This window comes from Acinetobacter sp. TTH0-4 (genome assembly GCF_015602665.1).
GTDB lineage: Bacteria > Pseudomonadota > Gammaproteobacteria > Pseudomonadales > Moraxellaceae > Acinetobacter > Acinetobacter albensis.
In genome coordinates this window covers 2,170,152-2,192,465 of record NZ_CP059079.1, presented here as the reverse complement: position 1 = coordinate 2,192,465, position 22,314 = coordinate 2,170,152, and the positions used below count along the sequence as shown (strand labels likewise).

The following is a 22,314-nucleotide window of genomic DNA, read 5'->3' as shown; positions in this document are numbered from 1 at the left end:
ACTGATAGGTTAAAGATGAGCGAGTGAATCTCAAGCGTTGAAATCATCATTCAGTCATCATACAAGGGATAAGTTTATGATGAGGCTATTTAAGGGCAACCGTGCTCATCCCTTGGGCGAAGTCTTTAATCGTTATTATTGGCTGCAAATTGGACTGATCGCCTTGTCAATTGTGATTGGCATTGCATGCAGTGCTTGGGTGATTAAAGGGACATTGCTAAAAACTGCGCTTGAACAGGAAATGGAGCACTATTGGCAGCGTGTGGAGCGTAATCCGAATGCAGATTTGCCTGACACAAAAAATTTATATGGTTACCGATGGAACAGTGTGACCCCGAAAAATTTTCAAAATATGCATTTAAGCTCTGGAATTGGCCGTCATTTTGTGGATGGTAAAGAGCGCATGACGGTTTATGGTGAACGTAACGGACAACATGTACTTTTGGTTTTTGGTGAAAGTAATGTCAATAAACTGATCTGGTTGTTTGGTTTAGCACCGTTAATGCTAAGTTTGTTCGTACTGTATAGTGTGCTGTGGTGGTGGAATCGTCGTGCGCGTCGCTATTTTTCTCCGATTACCCGACTGGCCAATGCCTTGGAAAATATTGATTGGGAACATCAGAATAAAGAAGCCTCACCCTTTAAGGACATCAGCACTGAGGCCAACATGGAGGCAGAATATTTAAAACAAGCCTTAGAAAAATATCATCAAGTCTTAAGCGACTTTATTTATCGAGAACGTGAGTTTAGTGGTGATGTCAGTCATGAGCTGCGCACGCCACTCACGATTTTAAAGGGCAATGTACAATTGTGCCAATCACGTTATGGCGAGAATAAAGTTTTCACCCGTTTGGATAACACCATTGAAGATATGCAGTTGTTGGTTGATACTTTACTCGCAATTGCACGTAATACCACCAATACGCTTACGCCAGAACATCGATCAATTTTCGATATTTTACATGAACTACAAGTTGATTTAGAGAGTGTCGGTCAGGTCAAAGGAATACATATTAATCTTCAACAGCATGGAGATGATCAGATACGTCAACTGTACCCGTCTATGACCAAAATGGTTTTTGGTAATATTTTACGTAATGCTTTGAATTATTCTCAAGGTTCAGCAATTGATATTAGGATAGAAAAAAATAAAGTCCTGATTGCCGATAATGGGATCGGGATTAATTTACCCAATGATGTCAAAGTGCAAGAGTTATCCAGCCCACAATTAAAATTACAAACCAAAGGGCATGGGATTGGGCTGCAATTGGTCAAGAAACTTTGTAAGCAATTGGGATGGCGTGTTGAATTATTTGATCGTCAATATTATTTAACGGTTCATCGCGATATTGATTTAATGCCTTCAACGGGATTGGTCGTGGTGGTATATCTTAATTAAGTGAATCGGATTCAAGCGAAATTTTTAAGCCGATTCCAGACACGGTATGAATTAATTTCTGATTAAAAGGCTTATCAATCATTTTACGTAAGTTATAAATATGACTGCGTAAAGCATCACTCTCGGGTTCTGAATCTCCCCATAATTCCATGACGATTTCTTGTTTACTCATCACTTTGGGTGAATTTCGCATGAGTAGTTTTAATAGTTTAAATTGAATAGGCGGCAGCTCTATATTTTGGCCTGCACGATTAATATGTTGTCTGGCCGTGTCTAAAATGAGGTCATGAATTTGTAGTTGGCTTTTAGAGACCTCACCCATTGAGCGTTTAATTAAAGCTCGAACCCGCATAACCAACTCGTTAAAGTCAAACGGTTTGACCAAATAATCATCAGTTCCTGAAGCAAAACCTTTCAATTTATCATCTAAAGTATCGCGTGCTGTCAGCATTAATACGGGCAGGTCTAAGCCTTGTTCTGTTCTAAGCCATTCACATAAATCGTAACCTGAGCCATCAGGTAAATTAATATCCAATAACAGAATGTGATAAGGATGTTGTTTTAAGAAATTTCGCGCTGCATCTAAATTACGGGCATGATCTACGACAAAACCGTGTTCTTCTAAAAACTCACACAGAGTCGATGCCAGTTCGTAATGGTCTTCCACCATGAGAATAAAATGCTTGGTCATTTGAATACGTTCTGATGTTAATTTAAAAGTTGTTGTTTTAATTTAGCATTAAAAGGCTGTGAACCTAACCAAATTTTAAAATATTGATTGGCTTGATCATTTTGAATCTGTCCTAATGTTTTTTGATTGAGTGAAAGGGTCAGGGTTTGCGAAGAATGCATATAATTTAAAGTATATAAATCACCATTTTTAACGGGTTTATACAGCTGTGTAATACGGTTTAAGACCGATTTTTCGTTAAAATCAGGAATGTTTTTCTTTAAAAAATGTGTGGCTGCACGTTTAAACGCCCATTCTGGAATATCTTGACTATAAGCAAAACGCATTTGAATATTTTGGCTATCCCATGACTGTTTACAGGATTCAGCAAAATAGCTTGCTTGCCCCACCTGTTTTTGAGCAACCAAAATGGGGGCTTGACTACAGGGCTGTATAGGTGCGGCAGAAGTAAAAGTACTGACGGAAAAAACCGTCAGACACATTATACTCAAGGCGATTTTTTGAATGGTAATATCCATGAATAGCCTCCTCCTACATACGGCAATGAACGATATAGACCATTTGCAGGATCCCAGAAATCTTGTTGGAAAATAATTTGCTTATTTGCATTGATTTTAATTTCACTGATGCCGTAAGACGCCATTTTTTTAGACGTACCAAACATTTTGAAATCATAGGCCATATGCCAATGGATATAGGCAGAGTCTTGATGATGGGTCGCACTCAATAATTTTACGGTCACATTCGAAACACGTTTATTCATGCCTTTGAAATGTTCAACCAAATTTTGTCGCGATGAAAACTGGGATAGCGTGTCATTAATAAAAAGCTGGTCTGCATAGAGCGAACTTGCTTTATTGACAAATTCAGGAGTACCTAACGTATTGAATGTAGTGGTGAAACTTGTACCAATCTCCAAAGCTTGTGCGTCCGTTAAGGTGACACCAGTAATGTTGTTTTTGGCGGTACTATAATCGGAAGAATAACTTGGAACACTTTTACATCCAGATAAACATAGAACTGCCAATATGGAGGCAGTGATTGTTTTAGGGTATTTCATGATCATGGTCCATCTTCAATCTTATTTTTATACTTTAGTGAGTGAGGTGTGAACGAGATGTGAAGATAGCTGAAACTCAACTTTCCTGCTCCTGAGTAGGGTTTTCCTTTCATCATGAGTTTGGCTATATTAATTTGTATCAGGTCTGGAATAGTGATGTATATCTACTCAAATTCAATGGAATAAGATGTATTTTAAAGCGACAAAAATTACATCTAAAAATCATAATTAAAAGCGGCATAATCACAAAAATTATGCAGGAGATATCAAGAAAGTATGCATACTTTCCCGATATCGAAAATGATTAAAGAATTATTTTAAATTATTGTTAAAGAACGATGCCAATTTTTCAAATGGAATTAGATCAGTACGGTCATACAAATCAACATGGCCTGCGCCTTTAACGTAATACAGTTCTTTCGATTGTCCTGCACGTTTATATGCCTCTTCACTAAACTCTTTTGAATGTGCCTGATCACCAGTAATAAACAGCATTGGACGTGGTGAAATGGTTTCAATGTCATTGAATGGATAGAAGTTCATAAATTTCACATTACTGGTCAACGTAGGATGTGTGGTCGTTTTTGAGTCGGCACCTTTCGGGGTAAATTCACCGCGTGCTGTACGATAAAAGTCAAAAAACTCACGTTGAATCGGATGCGTATCTGCTGCTAATTCATGAACTGTGCCACTGGTATATTCAGTTTTCCCACCTGTAAATTCAACATAACGTTGTTCTGCTGCATCTGCAATGATTTGTTTTCTCTGCGCTAAAGTCTGAGAATGGTTTAGGGCATTACGGTTTGCAGCACCCATATCGTACATACTGACGGTTGCAATTGCTTTCATACGTGGATCGATTTTAGCTGCGCTAATCACGAAACTACCACTTCCACAAATACCCAAAGCACCAATTCGGTTACGATCAATAAAATCACGTGTCCCTAAATAATCCACCGCTGCACTAAACGCTTCTGCATAAATATCGGGTGCAACCACATTACGCGCGTTCCCTTCGCTTTCACCCCAAAAAGATTGATCAATCGCCAAGGTGACAAAACCTTGTTCAGCCAGCTTTTGCGCATACAGCATCGAACTTTGCTCTTTTACTGCACCCATTGGATGCCCGATCACAATTGCAGGTGCTTTGCTATTTGTCTTTAAATTTTTCGGAATGATTAAATTACCTACAATATTCATATTGTACTGGTTTTTAAAGGTCACTTTTTGAATGGTAACTTGAGTGCTTTGGTAAAAGTTATTCGCAACATTTGACATATCTGCTGCCATTGTTGAAGGGATAGAAAATAGACCGATGGTTGCGACTAAGAGTGTACTCGCTGTAGAAACGCGAAGTTTCTGTGTAAATGTTAAAAGTTGCATGATGATTTCCAAGAAACATAAAATTAATAAAAGGGCAGTTGAGGCTCTATTTCACTTGGATGATGAAAATCTTCAGCTCATTTTTTTGAGAAAAATCGTTGGGTAATATGTCCATTTTTCCAAGAAAAATTAATCCGTTGGCATATCTAACATCGGAATCTTTATAGAAAAATGCAAGATTGCCCCAGGGTGCGAAATAGGTAAGATCACCTGATTTTCCTACATAGCCTTTAGGTGCGCCTTGAGTTGATAATTTTTGAGGAAGATGAGTAATTTTTTCTGATGCTGCATAGTCTTTTAGGGTCAAAGTTAGAGGCAATTGTTGAATGAAATCTTGCGTCGTAGGTGAATCAATTAAGGTCACCGAAACGGGCTGTTTTGATCCTTCAATCTGAATTCGAATATTCATGTTTAAACGCTTCTTTTGTGAATGATGATCGACTCGGTTTTTGGCCTCGGCATTTACTACAGTTAAACTGAAAAGAACACAGAGCAAGGTTAAACAGCCAAAAATAACGAAGGAATACTTTGTTTTATTCATGATTGAGACCATCTCAATGTCATTAAACTGAAGGATTCGAATACTTTTAAATCGGTTTTTAACGCATCTAAAATAGCAACTCAAAGAACTCCAATGAATTGAGTGTAAGTGCTTTCAAGAAAAATGATTAGACTAAAAAACAGACATAAACTTATGAGTAAATTTCATCAATTAAGCTAAAATCGCTTTGATTAAGCGATATACTGAAACGTAGACCGGCTTTAATCTTGAGTGGAATACACGGATGATCACCAAAGAAAATTATAATGATTTATATGCCTTTCTCATGGTGACTCGGGAAGGAAGCTTTACCAAAGCTGCGGGTAAACTGGGGGTGTCCCAATCTGCATTAAGCCATACCATTCGCGGACTAGAAGAACGACTCGGAATTTTATTGCTCACGCGTACCACACGGAGTGTTTCAGTCACTGAAGCCGGTGAGCGGTTACGACAAACCATTAGTCCCAATTTTGACCAAATTGACAATGAACTTTCACTGTTGACCAAATTGAGAGATACCCCAGCAGGTACAATTAGAATTAATGCCAGTAGTCATGCCATCCGACAAATTTTATTACCTAAACTCAAAAATTTGAGTCTGCTTTATCCCGATGTCCATGTTGAATTAACAGCAAACAGTGGCATGGTGGATATTGTGGCGGAACGTTTTGATGCGGGCGTGCGTTTTGGTAGCCGCGTTGCAGATGGAATGATTGCAGTGCGTATCGGTCAAGATGTCAATATGGTGGTGGTCGCGACACCCGAATATTTTGAAAAAAATGGGATACCACAAATACCGCAAGAATTGACACAGCATCAATGTATTGGTTTTAGACTCACCACACAGGGCGGAATTTATGCGTGGGAATTTGTTAAAGATGGTTTAGAAGTTAAAATTAAAATACAAGGGCAGTGGGTTTTTAACGAGTCTTACCATAGTGTGGATGCGGTGCGACTCGGCTTAGGAATGGCGTATATTCCTGAAGATATGGTGCAAGACGATTTGGAACAAGGCCGTTTAATTAAAGTCCTCGAACAGTACAGCATTACATTTCCCGGCTATCATTTATATTATCCACATAGAAGACAGCAAACGCCTGCTTTAAAACTGGTTATTGATACTTTACGTGTAACAGGTGACGCCAAGTAAGTAATGAAAATATCGCACTTAAGACTAGAATCGACGCGCTAAAGATGAATGTGGACTGGTAGCCTTGAGCATCAAACAATACTCCGCCGAGTGTCGCGCCCAATGTAATTGCCAGTTGTATAATGGCCACCATTAAACCCCCACCTAACTCTGCATCATGGGGCAAAGTATGTGTCAGCCATGTATTCCAAGCTACAGGTGCTGAAGTCCCAATAAATCCCCAGATTGCCATCAACAAAGCGACGATCCAAATTTGATGCCCAAAAAAAACAAGAACTGTTGCAACCAGAGCCATGCCTATTGGAATAAAGAACAGGTAGCGATATACATGGGCATGTAAAATATGGCTAATCACAAAGGTTCCAACCAATCCTGCTAGACCCAAAACTAGAAGTAGAGTTGAAAGCATATTGGTATTGACCATGGTTACATTTTCTAAGAATGGACGTAAATAAGTAAACAGTGCAAATTGACCCATAAATAAGAACAAAACACCGAGCATGCCTAAAAGAACAACAGGTCTTTTTAACAGTGAAAATGCATGTCCAGATTTTTGTTGCGTATTCAAGACTGGCAAAGATGGCATACTTTTGAGTTGCCAAAGCAAAGCCATGATTGCAATAGGCACAATACAAAAGAAGGCACCACGCCAGCCAATGATCGAACCTAAAAAACTTCCAAGCGGCGCAGCCACAGTCATGGCCAAAGCATTGCCACCATTTAAAAGTCCCAATGCTTTGGGTACATGGTTAAAAGGTACCAATCGCATCACAATTGCAGTGGAGATGGCCCAAAAGCCACCAATGACAATCCCGAGTAAGGCACGTCCAGTCATAAATAATACGGCATTGTGTGCCAAGGTCACCAAGAGGCCTGAAATAATCATCAGGATGGTCAAAGCAAGAATCACATGACGTCGATCCCAGTGTTTGGTGATTTTGCTGATGGTTAAACTGCTCATCACTGCAAAAATCCCTGAAATGGCAATCGCTTGTCCGACTTGCCCTTCGCGCATATTTAAATCGAAGGCAATCGGTGTAAGTAAACTGACTGGCATAAACTCAGCGGCAATCAAAACAGCGCAGCATAAAGACATCACCCAGACTGCCCCCCAAGCAGGAGGGCTTGATGGTGCCATGACTGGATCAATTTGATGGGGAGAAATAGACATATGACTTCCTGCTTTAAGAACAACAAAGCATTGAGGTGTTCGAAGAAGTCAGCAGATTAACAAAAATTGGGGAAATAGATTAGATTCTGAAAGGCGAATAGAGTTATGAGTTTTATGCATCAATCTTTTGAAAAGTGAATGCATTAAAGTAAATGCACTCTGAATAATAGATTGTGATTTTTTATTGAATCTGCTTGCTAGATATTGATCTAGCAAGATGAATGCCTTTACTTAGCGTGAAAAATAAAGAACCTGTTTTATTTAACTTTAAAATAATGTTTTTCAGTAATCAGACTAATTTTTATTTTCTTATAAAGTCGATCTTTAGAATTTTCCATCGATTTTGTGACTTTTTCTGCAAATTTTTGATCTGACATTAATGCTGCATAGGTTTTATAACCTATTTCCAAACGGTCTACTTTATTGCCTTGATGTTCAAATTCTTCAATGAGTTTATTGATCTTTTTAACGCTAATATCATTCATACAATTCAACCACTCAGTTTTGATTTTTTAATTTAAGCTTAAATTATTTCAATTCTATTAAAGTACAGTTTAATACCTGATAAAGACTGAAAATTTGCACAATAATCAGCCTAATTTAATTAAAAAGTATGATTTAACAAATGCTCTTGCGCAATATAGACTGGTTGACCGAGACTTGGTGAACATTGTGTCCATGTTCCAGCTGCTTGAAGTTCCCATGCACGACGGTTATCTTGAAGATAATTATTTAAGCCATCTTCCAAAATTTGTTTCCTCAGTTTTTTATCTTCAATGGGAAAACAGGTCTCGATGCGAGAAAATAAATTCCGTCCCATCCAGTCTGCACTGGCGCAATACAGCTTGCTATCACCCTGATGGTAAAAATAATAAACTCGGGTATGCTCTAAATAGCGTCCCACAATTGAGCGTACTCGAATGTTTTCGGAAAGCCCCTTAACTTGTGGACGTAAGCAGCAAATGGAACGAACAATTAAGTCAATTTGTACACCAGCTTGAGAGGCTTTATACAACGCATCAATCAGTTGAGGTTCAGTCAATGCATTGACTTTAATAATAATCTGCGCTTTTTTACCAGCTTTACTATTGATAATTTCATTTTCAATGAGTTCAATTAATTGAGAGTGAAGCGTGAATGGTGCATGAAAAAGTTTTTTCAATTTGACCATTTTACCCATGCCAGTCAGCTCTTGAAAAATTTTATGAACATCTTCGCAAATATCTGTATCACTGGTCAGCAATCCATAATCTGTATAAATCTTGGCATTGGTTGCATGATAATTTCCCGTACCCAAATGAACATAACGTTTAATTTTATCCATTTCACGACGCACAATTAGAATCATTTTGGCATGGGTTTTATAACCCACAATTCCGTACACCACCACCGCGCCAGCTTCTTGTAAGACATTTGCAACTTCAATATTAGATTCTTCATCAAAGCGGGCACGTAATTCAATCACAGCAGTGACTTCTTTTCCATTTCGGGCTGCCTCTGCAAGGACTTGTACAATTTCCGAATCTGCACCACTACGATAAAGTGTTTGTTTTATGGCCAAAACATGTGGGTCATGGGCGGCATCTTTGAGGAGTTTAATGACAGGCGCAAATGAATGAAAAGGATGGTGTAATAAAACATCCTCATTTTTTAATACATCGAATATCGATTTTTTGTTATATAAGGCTTTCGGCAGTTTTTGAATAAAAGGCGTAAATCTTAAATCAGGTAAATTAAAGTTGGAGATAAAACGTACAAGATTGAGCGGTCCATCAATACGATAGAGCTGCTCTGGATTAAGATCGAATTGTTCAAGCAGATAATCGGTAATATTTGCTGGACAGTTTTTGTTTACTTCTAGTCTGACAGCACGACCAAAACGTCGAGAGGACAGTTCATCTTTTAAAGCGATCGCTAAGTCTTCAACATCTTCTGATACCGTTAAATCTGCATTGCGTGTTACCCGAAATTGATAACATCCAGTCGTGGTCACCCCAGAAAATAATTCATGAATGTGTTGCTGAATAATCGCTGAAAGTAAAATGTAGTGTTCCGCTTCACCAGAAATACTTTTCGGTAATTTGACTAAGCTGGGTAATGAACGTGGCGCAGGGACTATCGCCAAATCAATTTTCCGTCCAAATGCATCTTTACCTTCTAAAGTCACAATAAAGTTTAAGCTTTTATTGACCAGTCTAGGGAAAGGATGCGCAGGATCCAAACTGATGGGGGTAACCACAGGCTGAACTTCATTATAAAAATATTCTTTGATCCATTCTTTGTGTTTTTGCAGAATGTCGCCATGCTGAATGAAATGAATGCCATGTCCTTGGAGTTGTGGTAACACATTATAATTGAGGATTTTATATTGTTCTTCAACGGCTTCATGCGCAAGTTTGGAAATAGTAGTGACTATATCGGACATTAACAAGTCATCTGGACGTGTTTTGGCGTGATTTGAAAATTCGATTTGTTGCATTAAACTGGCAATTCTGATTTCAAAAAATTCATCTAAATTACGTGAAAAAATAATTAAAAAATTTAATCGTTCAAGTAACGGGTATTCAGTATCTTTTGCCTGTGCCAGCACCCGTTTATGAAACTCAAGTAATGAAAGCTCTCTATTTATATATGTTTTTAACGGATGTGTTAAAGAATTTGAAAGCACATTTAAGGAGTTCATTTATGGCTCTTAGAAAGTTAGAGTGAAGCACTGAAAAACTGAATAAAAATTCCTCAAAAACTTTAGATGAGAGAAATTAATTTTATCTATAAATAAACATGTCTGCAGTGGGGAGAAAATAAGTATTGAACTTTATTTAATTTGGCATTTTGTCGTGATTTGATGACAAATTGATGAAATGGGATTTTGTTATTGTCTTATCGAATAATATTTAGACTTTTCTAGCTAAATTCATTCTCATTGTGAGGATTGATTAAAAAATAAGAGATGGGCGAGTTTGAAGGATGCACAAGCATTTTTATTGGATGTAAAAGGCAAATCTGTGAACCGTACCGGGTTTGTCGGAGACTTTTTTATTTAAGTTAGGCCACCTGACCTAACGGGTTAATCTTATCATAGTACATTGCTTCAAACTCAAAAGGCGATACATAACCCAGTGCACTGTGTACACGCTTTTTGTTGAACCAATCTACCCAATTTAATGTCGCAAGTTGTACATCCGCTAAACCTTGCCAATCTGCTTTTAGATATTCAATCACCTCTGTTTTGTATAAGCCATTCATCGTTTCAGCCAAAGCATTATCGTATGAATCACCGGTCGTACCGACTGATGCTCGTAAATTTGCTGCTTCTAAACGATTGGTATAACGAATGGAAAGATATTGCACGCCTCTGTCACTATGATGAATCACGTTCTTTGGCATGCCTCGATCATGCAATGCTTGCTCTAATGCATCGAGCACCATATCTGTATTCATTCGTGTAGATACTTTCCATCCAACAATGGCTCGTGAGAACACATCAATAATAAAGGCGGTATAGACCCAGCCTGAATTTGTTTGAATATACGTAAAGTCACTGACCTGAGAAGCACTGCTTCGCAAGGGTCAGGTCGATCAGCACTAAAATTGCGTTTCACCAAGTCATCTGCTCGTTTTTGATCATCTCGGCTACGGGTGGTTTGTTTATTCTTACCACGCCAAACACCTTGTATACCTAGTTTTTGCATCAATCGAGCAACTGTACAGCGCGCAATAATATAGCCTTCACGTTTCAGTTTTTGCCAAACTTTACGTACACCATATCGACCTGAACTTTCCTTCCAAATTCGTTTAATTTGTTCAGCATGATGCAAGTCATGTAAATCTCGTTTCGCTCGATGTTCTGGATTGTCCGCGAGATCTAAAGTCCGGTAATAGGTTGAAGGTGCGATCGGTAAAATTCTACAAATCGCCTCGACTCCGTACAGCTCTTTATTATTATGGATAAAATCCACCATTATTTGTGTGGGCGGTCGAGCTCCGCCTGGGCGAAAAAAGCGGCTGCTTTGCGTAGAATTTCATTGGCTCGTTGCAGTTCTTTATTTTCGCGTTCAAGTTGTTTAATGCGTTCTTGGTCTGAAAGCTGCTGTACTTTGATTGGATTCTGTTGATTCAAATACTTCTGATGCCAGGAACGTAGTGTTTCAGGAGTACAACCCTTGCGCAGTATACTGCTCAGGGAGCAATAGCTGTGATTGCGGCCCAATTCGATGGATAATCTTTTTCGGATTCAATCAATAATTGAACCGCTCTTTCTCTGATTTCAGGGGTATATTTTAATTTTGTCATCGGGATAGTCTCTCAGAATATTGACTCTCCGACAAACCCGGTACGGTTCACAGCAACGGAGAATGCAGGTACGACAGGAGTTATACCGAAAGCATCAAATACGTAAAAAAGCCCAACAGGATGTTGGGCTTTTTTATTGCCTAGATAATTTTGAATTATCTATAGAATTTTGAAAATTTTTCCACTTAAGGTGCTTTGAAAAAGCATTTCAAAACTAGGACGAATATCTTCACCATCTACTGTAATATGTTTTACATTAGAATAAGAGTTAGTATTAGCAAAATGCTGATCAACTGTTGCTTGAATAAAGTGTTTAACCCCAAATTGATCTTTCACACTGATACTTTGTTTAAGCATTTATATACCTTTAATAATATTGTTGTAGAGAAAATAGTGAAATAAGAACTTGATATAAAAATTATTATCTAAATAACTCTATGATTTAACTTAAATAGTTGATGCAAAGACGTATAAAAAGTACGACCATCTAAATTTAAATCAACCACAATTCCTGACTGAAGAAGAATTCTTTTACCAACTTCAATTTTTTGTAAACCTTGACGTGTATTTTGCATTTTATTTAAGGGAATTAACGATACGATAATTTCAGTACCATTATGAGATTTTGCAACTAAATTATTTATTTTTAACAACTTAAATCCTATTTTTAGAATATTTTTCCACTTGGAAAACAACTTCAAAATTTAATTTTAAATGATAAAAAAGCACTAATAAGTGCTTTTTTATTACTGCTTATTATTACTTAGATTGCAATAATATTTACAGCATTCGGTCCTTTTTGACCTTGGGTGATACTAAATTCAACCATTTGGCCTTCAGCCAAAGTTTTGAAACCTGAACTAGCGATTTCGCTGAAATGAGCAAAAACATCTGGTCCTGATTCTTGTTGAATAAAACCAAAACCTTTAGTTTCGTTGAACCACTTTACAGTACCTTTAACAATATTTGAGTTTGACATAATATATCCTACTAATTTTTAATAATTTTTAGCCATTTTATTGACTGAGTATAACTTTGAAAATAATAAAGAATGAAACTTAAAATCTGAAAAAACGAAGGATTATGACTAAAACTGCGATACTTAAAGAAGATTTACCGAAACAAGACTTTTTTCTAGTTGAGTGAACTATACACTATAAATAAAATTAATCAAGTTTTCTTATATGGATATTTATTTTTTTTATAAAAACAGTAATTCTTTAAAAAATTTATTTATTTCAATAAATTATAATTTTATAGTAATAATGGAGAAATAAGTTTAAGCTGATGTCTACTCAGATTGATAAGTAATGAATGCAATTATATAGCTCTGTAATAACAATATTGGCATTTTTAATTTCCGGAATGATGATTTTTTCCCATATACAAAGCATATCTCACCCTCCAAATTTCACTACATACGAAATTCTTAAATAGTTAGATAGAATATAAAGAACCGCCTAACGAGTTAGTAGTCATTTTTTTAATTCGTGATACTGATAAAATAATACGTAATATATCTCTTTATTTAATATAATAATTTTCAATATGAAGTGAAAAATATTGGCTTTAAATTACTATTTTTACTCTGGTTTTTGGAAATTTTTTATAAACATTATTATGTTGAATGGCTCTGATTTAGATAGAAAAGACACCTTGCGAGGTGTCTTTTAGTTGGCTTATTTCTGTTATGAAGTTTGAATCACAATCTTACTAAAGTCATCTTTAGACAGATATTCAAAAGCAGCGATTGCCTCTTCAAATTTACATACATAATCAATAACAGGTTTAATTTGATTCGGATTTAAAAAGTCATTCATTCTTTCAAAAGTAACTCGTGGCGCTACTGCGAGTCCACGAAGCTTTGTTTGACGGAAAGCTAAAAGTTATCAAACTCGTTGGTCTTGGCTTAAAATTATCGAGCCTATTTCCCATGCTATTTAACCTAATCAGCGTTATAAGAAACGAGCAGTATAGATCCTCATTTTTTCACTTCGTAGAAGATTTTTATGTTAAATAAATGATCAAAAGGCCCATGAATCAGGCCTTTTGTATAAGGTGTATTATATTAATTTTAGTAAAATTTAAATTAATATAATTTTGTTATAAGTGCAGGGGTATGTGTTGGTATCATTCTTCCGGGATTTACTTTTTCAAAAGCTGTGGCAATTTCAAATAACGTTGGCTCATCAAATTCTCTTGCAATAAATTCAATATTAACGTTCATTGGATAAGCACTACGCTTTTCATAATTTACTGTACCTGCTGGTAGTGATAATGCAGGAAATCCAGAAAATGGGCTCATACGGTTATTACTTCCAGTCGTTGGACTAGAAGGAATATTATTCGTTAAACCTGTGATTGATGGATATGCCAAAGCATCGAATCTTTGACCTTTAGAAATACCATTTAAGTGACTATTTTCTAATGCTGAGTTTAAACGAGAACGCACAAAAGGCGCACGTACTAAAGTGTTTAAGTGATAGCGATTAATAAACTCTGCACTGGTTGAATCAGTATCATAACTTTTGAAAGATTGAATCATTCTTCCACTATTCAATAAGTCGATATAGGATTTATACCCTGTAGTAGCTGTTGCTAAATAATCTGTTAAAGATTGCTTGAATTCAGAATTTGAAAGACTTGAAAAACGTCCTGTATAACCTGAATTACTTGTAATATCAGAACTTCCTAAAATAGTACTGAGATCAGATATCTCTACCTCTTCTACTATTGCACCTGCTTCACGCATTTTATCAGCAGCTTTTGTAAGCACCTCTTGAACTAAAAGACCTTCTTCACTATTTGCATAAACATTTTTTACTAAACCAATGTGTTTCCCGGCTAACGAAGCATTTATTGGAACATAATTTTCAAGTTGATTTATTAAAGCTCGATAAGCAGTCTCAGAATTTAATAATGGTGCATCATGTGCAAAATCACTCCGTTGATTTGAGCTAGAGGATGGGTCATATCCAACCATAGCTGTAAATAATTTTGCGCAATCAACACTCTGACGACACATAGGACCGGCTGTATCTTGTGTTGGTGCTAGCGGAATAATGCCGTCCAAACTAAGAACACGTAGGGAAGGCCGTAAACCAACTAAGCCCTGAACTGCTGATGGGACACGGATAGAGCCACCTGTATCAGTACCAATTCCAACCATAGCTAAACTAGCAGAAATAGCAGTTCCTGTACCCGACGATGAACCACCAGGGCCTTTTGTTAGATCATAAACATTCTTCGCTTGCCCTCCTACTGTAGACTTTCCACCAAAGCCAAAGGCAAATTCATCAAGATTTGCTTTACCAATAATTAGACCACCTTGCTCTTTAATATTTTTAATAATATATGCATCATCTTGTGGAACGTTATCTAAAAGGGCATCTGAACCTGCTGTATTTGGCATATTAACAACATCTAAATTATCTTTGGCTAGTACAGTGACACAGTGTAAGTTGCCTTTGAATTTACCCGTTTTTTTATAGTACTCATCAAGTTCAACGGCTTCTTTTAATATATTTGGATTTACTGAAATGACACTATTTAGACTAGGCCCTTGTTTATCATAGGCATTGATACGATCTAAATAACTTTGCACAATATTAATGCAATTTGATCCATTACTTTTTAAAGAAACGTGTAAATCAGAGATAGTGGCCTCTAATGGTTCAAATGGAATTGGTTCAATAGAAGGTTGTGAAACTAATTTCTCATCATTATCGGAGCTTCCGCAGGCTGTAATTAGTGTGAAAAGTGATGTAATTAAGGCTGATTTTGTAAAATTATTCAATTGATAAGTCCTTGCATTAGTAAGTAAATATCTAATTCCAGCAAGATCTATACCAATAAAATTTTTACTGAATTGAAAGTGGAAAATCGAAGAATTTAGCATGCTAAAAGTAGACATTTCTACTTGGGCCTTACAATCGAATTTCGCATAAGAAGGTTTATATGAAGTAGATGATCAAAAGGCCCATACGGGCCTTTTCTATAATGTGTACTATGTTAATTTTCCTTATCCAACATTTCCAAAGCAGGCTAATTTCACAGTTGGTCGTGTTGGTTGTTTAGCTTGGAAATCAATTAATCGATTGAGTTTAAGTTGACTAATCGTTGGTAATGGGGGGGCTTCGACTCCTTAGTTTTTGTGTTCTAGAATGAAATTAGATTTTTAAAACTTTAGCTTTAAAATTTTCAGTAATAAACTTAAAAGATTATGAGATTGTACAATTATATTAAAAATCTATTTTCCATGGATGTAACTTTAGTTTTTGTTGTAAAAATTCAATAAAACATTTAATTCTAGGGCTTTGTAATTTACGGTTAGCATAAATGACATAGAGTGGTTCTTTAATTTTAGATTTGTATTCAGTTAGAATTGGAACCAATTTACCTAGTCGAATATCATTACCTATATGGTAATCTGCTAATCGTATTATTCCTTCTCCTTGAAGTGCTAAATCTCTTAAAAAATCACCTTGAGAAAAAGATGCCAAAGGCTTTATAGGAGTGATGAAACTTTCATTATTCTCGACAAAATCCCATTTATTCCAACTACTAGCAAAATTAAAATGAAAACATCTATGCTGTAATAAATCTTGTGGGTGAATCGGATTGCCAAATTTTTTTAAATATGTGGGTGATGCACAGGTAATCCATTCACTTTCCCCAATTCTTGTTGCTATTCTAGAAGAAGAGGGAAGAACACCTCCATAAATTGCAATATCAACGCCACGATCAAAATCATCTTGATAAACCGCATTTAATTCAAAATCTATATTGATTAAGGGGTATTTGTCTAGAAATTCTGCTAGCCAAGGTAAAATTTGATATCTAGCAAAAGTGGGCATCGTTCTTATCTTTAAATTGCCACTAATTGTTGTTGGTAGTCCTTCGGCTAAGGAGTCTGCTTCTGCCATTGCTGAAACAACATTTTTTGCACTATTTAAATAGGCTAAACCTTCTTCAGTTAAGGTAATTTGCCGAGCACCTCGCAGGATCAATCTCACACCGAGTCTATTTTCTAATCGACTGATTAACTTACTCATTGCAGAAGGAGTTAAATCATGTGCTCTTGCCGCAGCTGAAAAACTACCATGCTCATAAGCCCACATAAACGCCATCATTTGTCGATAGTTATCCATGGTGTGACCTCGAAAAAAGATATGAACTGCTTGGAATGAATTTCATCATAGCAAATTTGAAGACTTAATCCCTTGCCTAAGATTCACATATGTTTTGAATTGCATGCAATCAACGTCCATTTTTCTTTTGCTAAGATCTTGTCTATTCAAGATTAATATTCAAGGAGAATAATATGACTGCACAAAGAAACCCTGAGCCGACAGATAACGAAGAGTTAATGCCTTTTCAGCTTCCACAAGTTCCTTATATGTCTGCCGACTTGGTTCTTCCTGGGGTATTAGATAAATACTTGGAAGATGATAACTTATGGGTTCCAACTTCAGATTCGGTGAGTTTTAAACCACTATTGCTGAATACGAGTGCGGGTTATTACGTAAATTTATTACGTGTACGTAAAAGCGGTGTCTTATCTCGTCATCGTCATACAGGGACTGTGCATGCTGTGGTTTTAAAAGGTCGTTGGTTTTATTTAGAACATGATTGGGTTGCAGAAGAAAAATCCTTTGCATTTGAACCCCCAGGTGAAACACATACCTTATTTGTTCCTGAAGATGTTACAGAAATGATTATGAACCGTACCGGGTTTGTCGGAGAGTCAATATTCTGAGAGACTATTCCGATGAAAAAACCAAACTATACCCCCGAAATTAGAGAAAGAGCGGTTCAATTACTAATTGAATCTGAAAAAGATTATCCATCGAATTGGGCAGCAGTTTCCGCAATTGCTCCTAAAATTGGCTGTACTCCTGAAACACTACGTGTTTGGTATCAAAAATACTTAGATCAACAAAATCCCGCCAAAGTACAACAGGTATCTGACCAAGAAAAAATGAAGCAAATGGAACGTGAAATTAAAGAATTAAAGCGTGCCAATGAAATTCTACGTAAAGCAGCCGCTTTTTTCGCCCAGGCGGAGCTCGACCGCCCACACAAATAATGGTGGATTTCATCCATAACAATAAAGACTTATATGGTGTTGATGCGATTTGTAGAATTTTACCGATCGCACCTTCAACCTATTACCGGACTTTAGATCTCGCGGACAATCCAGAACATCGAGCGAAACGGGATCTGCATGACCTTCATCATGCTGAACAAATTAAACGAATTTGGAAGGAAAGTTCAGGTCGGTATGGTGTGCGTAAGGTCTGGCAACAACTGAAACGTGAAGGCTATGTGATTGCACGTTGTACAGTTGCTCGATTGATGCAAAAGCTAGGTATACAAGGTGTTTGGCGTGGTAAGAATAAACAAACCACCCGTAACCGAGATGACCAAAAACGGGCAGATGATTTAGTGAAACGTAATTTTAATGCTGATCATCCAAACCAACTATGGGTGGGTGACTTTACGTATATTCAAACAAATTCAGGCTGGGTTTATACTGCATTTATTATTGATGTGTTCTCACGAGCAATTGTTGGATGGAAAGTATCGACACGGATGAATACAGATATGGTGCTCGATGCATTGGAGCAAGCATTGCATGATCGAGGCATGCCAAAGAATGTGATTCATCATTCCGACAGAGGTGTGCAATATCTTTCCATTCGCTATACCAATCGTTTAGAAGCAGCAAATTTACGAGCATCAGTCGGTACGACTGGTGATTCATACGATAATGCTTTGGCTGAAACGGTGAATGGCTTATACAAAACAGAGGTGATTGAATATTTAAAAGCAGATTGGCAAGGTTTAGCGGATGTACAACTTGCGACATTAAATTGGGTAGATTGGTTCAACAAAAAGCGTGTACACAGTGCACTGGGTTATGTATCGCCTTTTGAGTTTGAAGCAATGTACTATGATAAGATTAACCCGTTAGGTCAGGTGGCCTAACTTAAATAAAAAAGTCTCCGACAAACCCGGTACGGTTCATTACTTTATTTATCGTGCATGGCGGTTATACCTATGTTGATCCATATGGTAAAGCGACGGGTTATGAAGATGTATTTACAAAGCTTGAAAGTACACGTGCTCACTATAAGAATATAGGTATTCCAGAGTCAGAACTCGAAAAAATTATTCGATAAGCCTTTATCTTTTATTACAAAAAATGCCGATCATCAATGGATTTGGCATTTTTTGTTTCTCATTATTCAAAATATAAAAAGTCTCAATTGAATGACTTAGATGAGCAAGTTTTGATAAGGAAATAAGATGTTAAAAATTATGGGTTTTCCAGGTGAATATGTTCAAGGACCCAATGCTTTATCGAGTATTGGTCAAATTCTTAAACGACATCAATTTCAGAATGTTGCCATCATTTATGATCAGGCGACTGAAGGAAGTATTTTAAAGAAAGCCAGTGACTCTCTCGAAGCGGAATGTATTCAATATTCAAGTTTTAAATTCAGTGGGGAATGCTCATATGCAATCATCAACGCATTGAATGAAGAAATATTAAAATATTCTCCAAATGCCATAATCGGTTTGGGGGGAGGGAAAGCGATGGATACAGCCAAAGCTGTTGCAAAATCGATGAATATTCCCATCATCATTTGTCCAACAATTGCCTCAAATGATGCACCTACCAGTCGTTTAATTATTATCTACGATGAATTTCATAAAGTCCAAGCCGTTGAAAAAACTAAATCAAATCCTGAAATTGTAATAGTTGATACCGAAATTATTGTACAAGCACCAGCCCGATTTTTTTCTGCAGGTATTGGAGATGCGATTAGTAAAATGTTTGAAGCGAATCAATGTCACGATTCAAATGGCTTAAACTCATTTGGGACGCCACCGCTAGAAACGGCATTACTACTTGTGAATAGTACTTATCACAATTTATTAAAATGGGGGAAGCCCGCACTGGATGATGTCAAACTCAAAAAGAATACCAGTATTGTTGAAAAAGTAGTGGAATCAACCGTCTTGCTGAGTGGTTTAGGCTTTGAAAGTGGTGGGTTATCATTAGCCCATGCACTTATTCGTGGCTTAACAGCAGTACCTCAGCTCTCTTTACAATTGCATGGTGAATTAGTTGCCTATGGAACTGTTGTTCAAGCAATTTTAGAGAAAAGAGAGCCCATTTTTATTGAAGAATTAAGACGTTTTTTAAAGTCAGTTGATTTACCCACCACAATTTATGATTTAGGTTATGCGCATGAATTGAAAGAAGATGATCTAAACACCATTATTTCAAATACGTTAAGTAATTCTTATAGTGCAAATTTTGTACCTAAAATTACACCTGAAGCTTTAAAACAAGCATTAATTCAATCAAATCAATTCTAGTCTTAAAACTAAAAAATAATGGGGTTAAACCCCCATTATTTTTATCGCATAAGCCAACCACCTGAGACATCAATGACTTGTCCCGTCACAAAATGACTTTGGTCTGAGGCTAAGAACTCGATAACATCAGCAACTTCTTGAGGTGTACCTAGACGTCCTAAAGGCGTATCTGCGATAAACATACTATTGACCTCTTCACCCACTGCTGTAACCATCGGTGTTTCAATACGTCCAGGTGCAACTGCATTCACATTAATATTGAAAGAACCCAATTCTCCTGCAAGATGACGAGTTAATCCCGTAATTGCAGCTTTAGTGGCACTGTAATGACAAGAGACAATAGGTAAAAATGCGTGAGCGGCTACAGATGATGTATTAATAATTTTTCCAAATTTATTGTTGATCATTTCTGGTACTAAAATACGTATAAAATTAAAAGTTCCATTTAAATTTACATTGACGACAGTATTCCATTCCTCTGGTGGTAAGTCCCATATTTTATAAGGTTTACCGTCATGCTTAGGAGAAATTCCAGCATTGTTGATTAAAGTATCTATAAATCCAATTTCATTATAAAAATAATCGTATGCTTTTTTGCAGTTTTCATAGTTAGAAATATCAGCACAATAGGCAAGAGCATTAATCCCTTTTGCTAAAAGCTCATTTTTTTTAGCTTCTAACACTACATTATTCAAATCTACAATCGCGACAGTTGCACCCAATAAGCCAAAATGCTCTGCAATTTTTGCTCCAATTCCACTACCTGCACCAGTCACAAGAACCGTTCTATCTTTAAATTTGCTACTTTGCATATTTACCTCATTAAAAAAGAGGTTATGTAAGACATAACCTCTTTATAAGTATTAAAATTATTTGATTTTATTTAAATCAATACCTGTGTTGTTTTTCCATGTCAGCACGGCAAGGGTCGCTATAATTGAAACGCTAATCAGATAGGTATTAAATACCCATCCTTTATCAATAGAATATAACCAAGTGCTTACGTAAGAAGCTGTACCACCAAAAATAGTGACAGCTAATGACATAAAGACTCCAAAAAATTTTGTTCTATATTTTGTTGGAACTTGTTCTGACATTGCAGCAGGTTTACATGACATTAAAAACCCCATCGTTAAGAGGCCAATAGTTTGTGCAACTAATAGGGTCCAAGGTTCGTTGCTAATTAAAGACCATAGAGGAAAAAGCAATAAAGAAGAACCGATGTATGTGATTAAAGTATTGTTTTTTCTTCCAATATAGTCTGATAATAACCCCTGAAATGGTAAGCAAATGAGGTAGATGACTTGCGCGATACAACTCATAATGAATGCATCTTTTGCAGGCATTTTTTGAATACCGATCGCGTATATAGCCGCACATGAAACCCAAGTATAAAAAGTTAAAGTAGAACCTGCTTCATACCAAAACAGTTTAAATCCTGAAGTTAGAATTTTTGAAAGTGGCCAATTGACCTCATCTACCTGTTCATTGTTATCACTTTCAATATGTGTTTCGAGCATATTTCGGCGTAAATAAATTGCAAAAAAAGCCAATACACCCCCAATCGCAAAAGGGATACGCCAGACCCATTCATACATTTGTGCTTCTGAATAAATAACGTTAAGTATGGCAACAAATAAAGTTGCAACAAGTGAGCCTGCACCGACAGCAAAAAAAGACATACTTGACCATAAGCCACGTCGCTTCGGTGGTGCTATTTCTGCAATATATGCATAAGAGGTTGCTGTTTCACCACCATGTGCAAAACCTTGAACGAGTCGAGCCATTAATAGTAATGCTGAAGCCCATGCACCAATTTTTTCATAAGATGGTATGAATGCAATCATTAAGCTTGCTAGGGCCATCATGACCATAGTAACGAGCATGATATTTTTTCGACCGTACTTATTTGCTAATGGACCAAATACAAAACCACCTATCGGTCTAGAAATAAAACCTACTGCAAAAACTGCTAGGGTATTAAGTAAGGCAGATGTTGGATCAGCTTTATCGAAAAGAGCTGATGCAATATAGATAGAAGCTACGGCATAGATTGTCCAATCATACCATTCCAATAAATTTCCAACGCCACTCGCAATTAATGATTTTCTTATATCCTTTCGTGATGGTTGTGCTGTTTTCCCTTCAATTTCGGTAAAGCTAGACATATAAATTGATGTGTGCTGAGAAAACAGGAGGTTTTAACTTGGTAAACTATAGACACTCATCAGGAGT

General features: G+C 36.7%; 22 protein-coding genes, 1 pseudogene and 2 other annotated features. Of the genes and pseudogenes, 6 read left to right on the top strand and 17 right to left on the bottom strand.

The annotated features are described in order from the left end of the window. Positions 1–76: 76 nt before the first annotated feature. Complete coding sequence (locus tag H0S58_RS10245; protein ID WP_092719439.1) at positions 77–1,399, top strand: sensor histidine kinase; 1,323 nt, start codon at positions 77–79, stop codon at positions 1,397–1,399. Here H0S58_RS10245 and H0S58_RS10240 read toward each other — a convergent pair. The 5 genes from H0S58_RS10240 to H0S58_RS10220 form a co-directional block, all read right to left on the bottom strand. Next, complete coding sequence (locus H0S58_RS10240; RefSeq protein ID WP_092719442.1) at positions 1,392–2,090, bottom strand: response regulator transcription factor; 699 nt, start codon at positions 2,088–2,090, stop codon at positions 1,392–1,394. The two genes, H0S58_RS10245 and H0S58_RS10240, sit on opposite strands and share 8 nt — an antisense overlap. A 17-nt stretch (positions 2,091–2,107) precedes the next feature. Beyond that, a complete protein-coding gene (locus H0S58_RS10235) occupies positions 2,108–2,608 on the bottom strand; it encodes a chalcone isomerase family protein (RefSeq protein WP_195726460.1) in 501 nt (166 codons plus the stop codon). Continuing rightward, positions 2,578–3,150, bottom strand: coding sequence for a DUF2358 domain-containing protein (locus H0S58_RS10230; protein WP_195726459.1), 573 nt, complete (start codon positions 3,148–3,150; stop codon positions 2,578–2,580). The genes H0S58_RS10235 and H0S58_RS10230 overlap by 31 nt, the downstream gene beginning before the upstream one ends. Before the next feature lie 312 nt (positions 3,151–3,462). Further along, positions 3,463–4,533 carry an alpha/beta hydrolase gene (locus H0S58_RS10225; protein ID WP_195726458.1) on the bottom strand — a complete coding sequence of 357 codons (1,071 nt, stop codon included), beginning with the start codon at positions 4,531–4,533 and terminating at the stop codon, positions 3,463–3,465. Between the two features lie 46 nt (positions 4,534–4,579). Beyond that, positions 4,580–5,074 carry a cyclophilin-like fold protein gene (locus H0S58_RS10220; RefSeq protein WP_227592237.1) on the bottom strand — a complete coding sequence of 165 codons (495 nt, stop codon included), beginning with the start codon at positions 5,072–5,074 and terminating at the stop codon, positions 4,580–4,582. Positions 5,075–5,318: 244 nt separating this feature from the next. Here H0S58_RS10220 and H0S58_RS10215 point away from each other — a divergent pair, with 244 nt between their 5' ends. After that, positions 5,319–6,224 carry a LysR family transcriptional regulator gene (locus H0S58_RS10215; RefSeq protein WP_195726457.1) on the top strand — a complete coding sequence of 302 codons (906 nt, stop codon included), beginning with the start codon at positions 5,319–5,321 and terminating at the stop codon, positions 6,222–6,224. Here the strand turns inward: H0S58_RS10215 and H0S58_RS10210 are convergent. The 10 genes and pseudogenes from H0S58_RS10210 to H0S58_RS10165 all read right to left on the bottom strand — a co-directional run bounded on the left by H0S58_RS10210 (position 6,187) and on the right by H0S58_RS10165 (position 16,838). After that, the gene (locus H0S58_RS10210; RefSeq protein ID WP_195726456.1) at positions 6,187–7,395 is read right to left on the bottom strand and encodes an MFS transporter; all 1,209 of its coding nucleotides are present in this window, start codon (positions 7,393–7,395) and stop codon (positions 6,187–6,189) included. The two genes, H0S58_RS10215 and H0S58_RS10210, sit on opposite strands and share 38 nt — an antisense overlap. Positions 7,396–7,652: 257 nt before the next feature. Beyond that, a complete protein-coding gene (locus H0S58_RS10205; protein WP_092719459.1) occupies positions 7,653–7,880 on the bottom strand; it encodes a hypothetical protein in 228 nt (75 codons plus the stop codon). A gap of 119 nt (positions 7,881–7,999) precedes the next feature. After that, positions 8,000–10,078, bottom strand: a complete 2,079-nt coding sequence (gene ppk1, locus H0S58_RS10200; RefSeq protein ID WP_195726455.1) for a polyphosphate kinase 1 — start codon at positions 10,076–10,078, stop codon at positions 8,000–8,002. 362 nt (positions 10,079–10,440) lie between these two features. Continuing rightward, positions 10,441–11,688, bottom strand: a pseudogene (locus tag H0S58_RS10195) (IS3 family transposase). Beyond that, positions 11,283–11,399: a sequence feature (AL1L pseudoknot), on the bottom strand. Its footprint overlaps the pseudogene before it by 117 nt. A 159-nt stretch (positions 11,689–11,847) precedes the next feature. Continuing rightward, a complete protein-coding gene (locus H0S58_RS10190) occupies positions 11,848–12,045 on the bottom strand; it encodes a hypothetical protein (protein WP_195726454.1) in 198 nt (65 codons plus the stop codon). Between the two features lie 68 nt (positions 12,046–12,113). Then, positions 12,114–12,341 carry a hypothetical protein gene (locus tag H0S58_RS10185; protein WP_092719481.1) on the bottom strand — a complete coding sequence of 76 codons (228 nt, stop codon included), beginning with the start codon at positions 12,339–12,341 and terminating at the stop codon, positions 12,114–12,116. Between the two features lie 110 nt (positions 12,342–12,451). Then, on the bottom strand, positions 12,452–12,667 hold the full coding sequence (locus H0S58_RS10180) for a cold-shock protein (protein WP_092719484.1): 216 nt from the start codon (positions 12,665–12,667) through the stop codon (positions 12,452–12,454). Positions 12,668–13,376: 709 nt separating this feature from the next. Next, a complete protein-coding gene (locus tag H0S58_RS13980; protein WP_265088226.1) occupies positions 13,377–13,508 on the bottom strand; it encodes a hypothetical protein in 132 nt (43 codons plus the stop codon). 269 nt (positions 13,509–13,777) lie between these two features. After that, positions 13,778–15,484, bottom strand: a complete 1,707-nt coding sequence (locus tag H0S58_RS10170) for an amidase family protein (protein WP_320157539.1) — start codon at positions 15,482–15,484, stop codon at positions 13,778–13,780. Between the two features lie 445 nt (positions 15,485–15,929). Continuing rightward, complete coding sequence (locus H0S58_RS10165; protein ID WP_195726453.1) at positions 15,930–16,838, bottom strand: LysR family transcriptional regulator; 909 nt, start codon at positions 16,836–16,838, stop codon at positions 15,930–15,932. A gap of 173 nt (positions 16,839–17,011) precedes the next feature. On the opposite strand from H0S58_RS10165, the gene H0S58_RS10160 reads away from it, so the two are divergent. The 4 genes from H0S58_RS10160 (at position 17,012) to H0S58_RS10145 (ending at position 20,079) form a co-directional block, all read left to right on the top strand. Next, positions 17,012–17,446, top strand: coding sequence for a 2,4'-dihydroxyacetophenone dioxygenase family protein (locus H0S58_RS10160; protein ID WP_265088225.1), 435 nt, complete (start codon positions 17,012–17,014; stop codon positions 17,444–17,446). A 12-nt stretch (positions 17,447–17,458) separates the two neighbouring features. Next, positions 17,459–18,678, top strand: a protein-coding gene (locus tag H0S58_RS10155; RefSeq protein ID WP_195726452.1) for an IS3 family transposase whose coding sequence is annotated in 2 segments (ribosomal slippage) — positions 17,459–17,735 and positions 17,735–18,678 — 1,221 coding nt in all. Because the reading frame shifts where the segments join, the coding sequence is not laid out codon by codon here. Next, positions 17,734–17,850, top strand: a sequence feature (AL1L pseudoknot). (Overlaps the previous gene by 117 nt.) Positions 18,679–18,731: 53 nt before the next feature. After that, entirely contained in the window at positions 18,732–18,872 is a 141-nt protein-coding gene (locus tag H0S58_RS10150; RefSeq protein ID WP_265088224.1) for a hypothetical protein, read from the top strand. A gap of 127 nt (positions 18,873–18,999) precedes the next feature. Beyond that, positions 19,000–20,079, top strand: coding sequence for a glycerol dehydrogenase (locus H0S58_RS10145; protein ID WP_195726451.1), 1,080 nt, complete (start codon positions 19,000–19,002; stop codon positions 20,077–20,079). Positions 20,080–20,120: 41 nt separating this feature from the next. On the opposite strand, the gene H0S58_RS10140 is transcribed toward H0S58_RS10145, so the two are convergent. Continuing rightward, complete coding sequence (locus H0S58_RS10140) at positions 20,121–20,891, bottom strand: SDR family NAD(P)-dependent oxidoreductase (RefSeq protein ID WP_195726450.1); 771 nt, start codon at positions 20,889–20,891, stop codon at positions 20,121–20,123. A 57-nt stretch (positions 20,892–20,948) separates the two neighbouring features. Then, on the bottom strand, positions 20,949–22,247 hold the full coding sequence (locus tag H0S58_RS10135) for an MFS transporter (RefSeq protein ID WP_053579766.1): 1,299 nt from the start codon (positions 22,245–22,247) through the stop codon (positions 20,949–20,951). Positions 22,248–22,314: the final 67 nt, after the last annotated feature.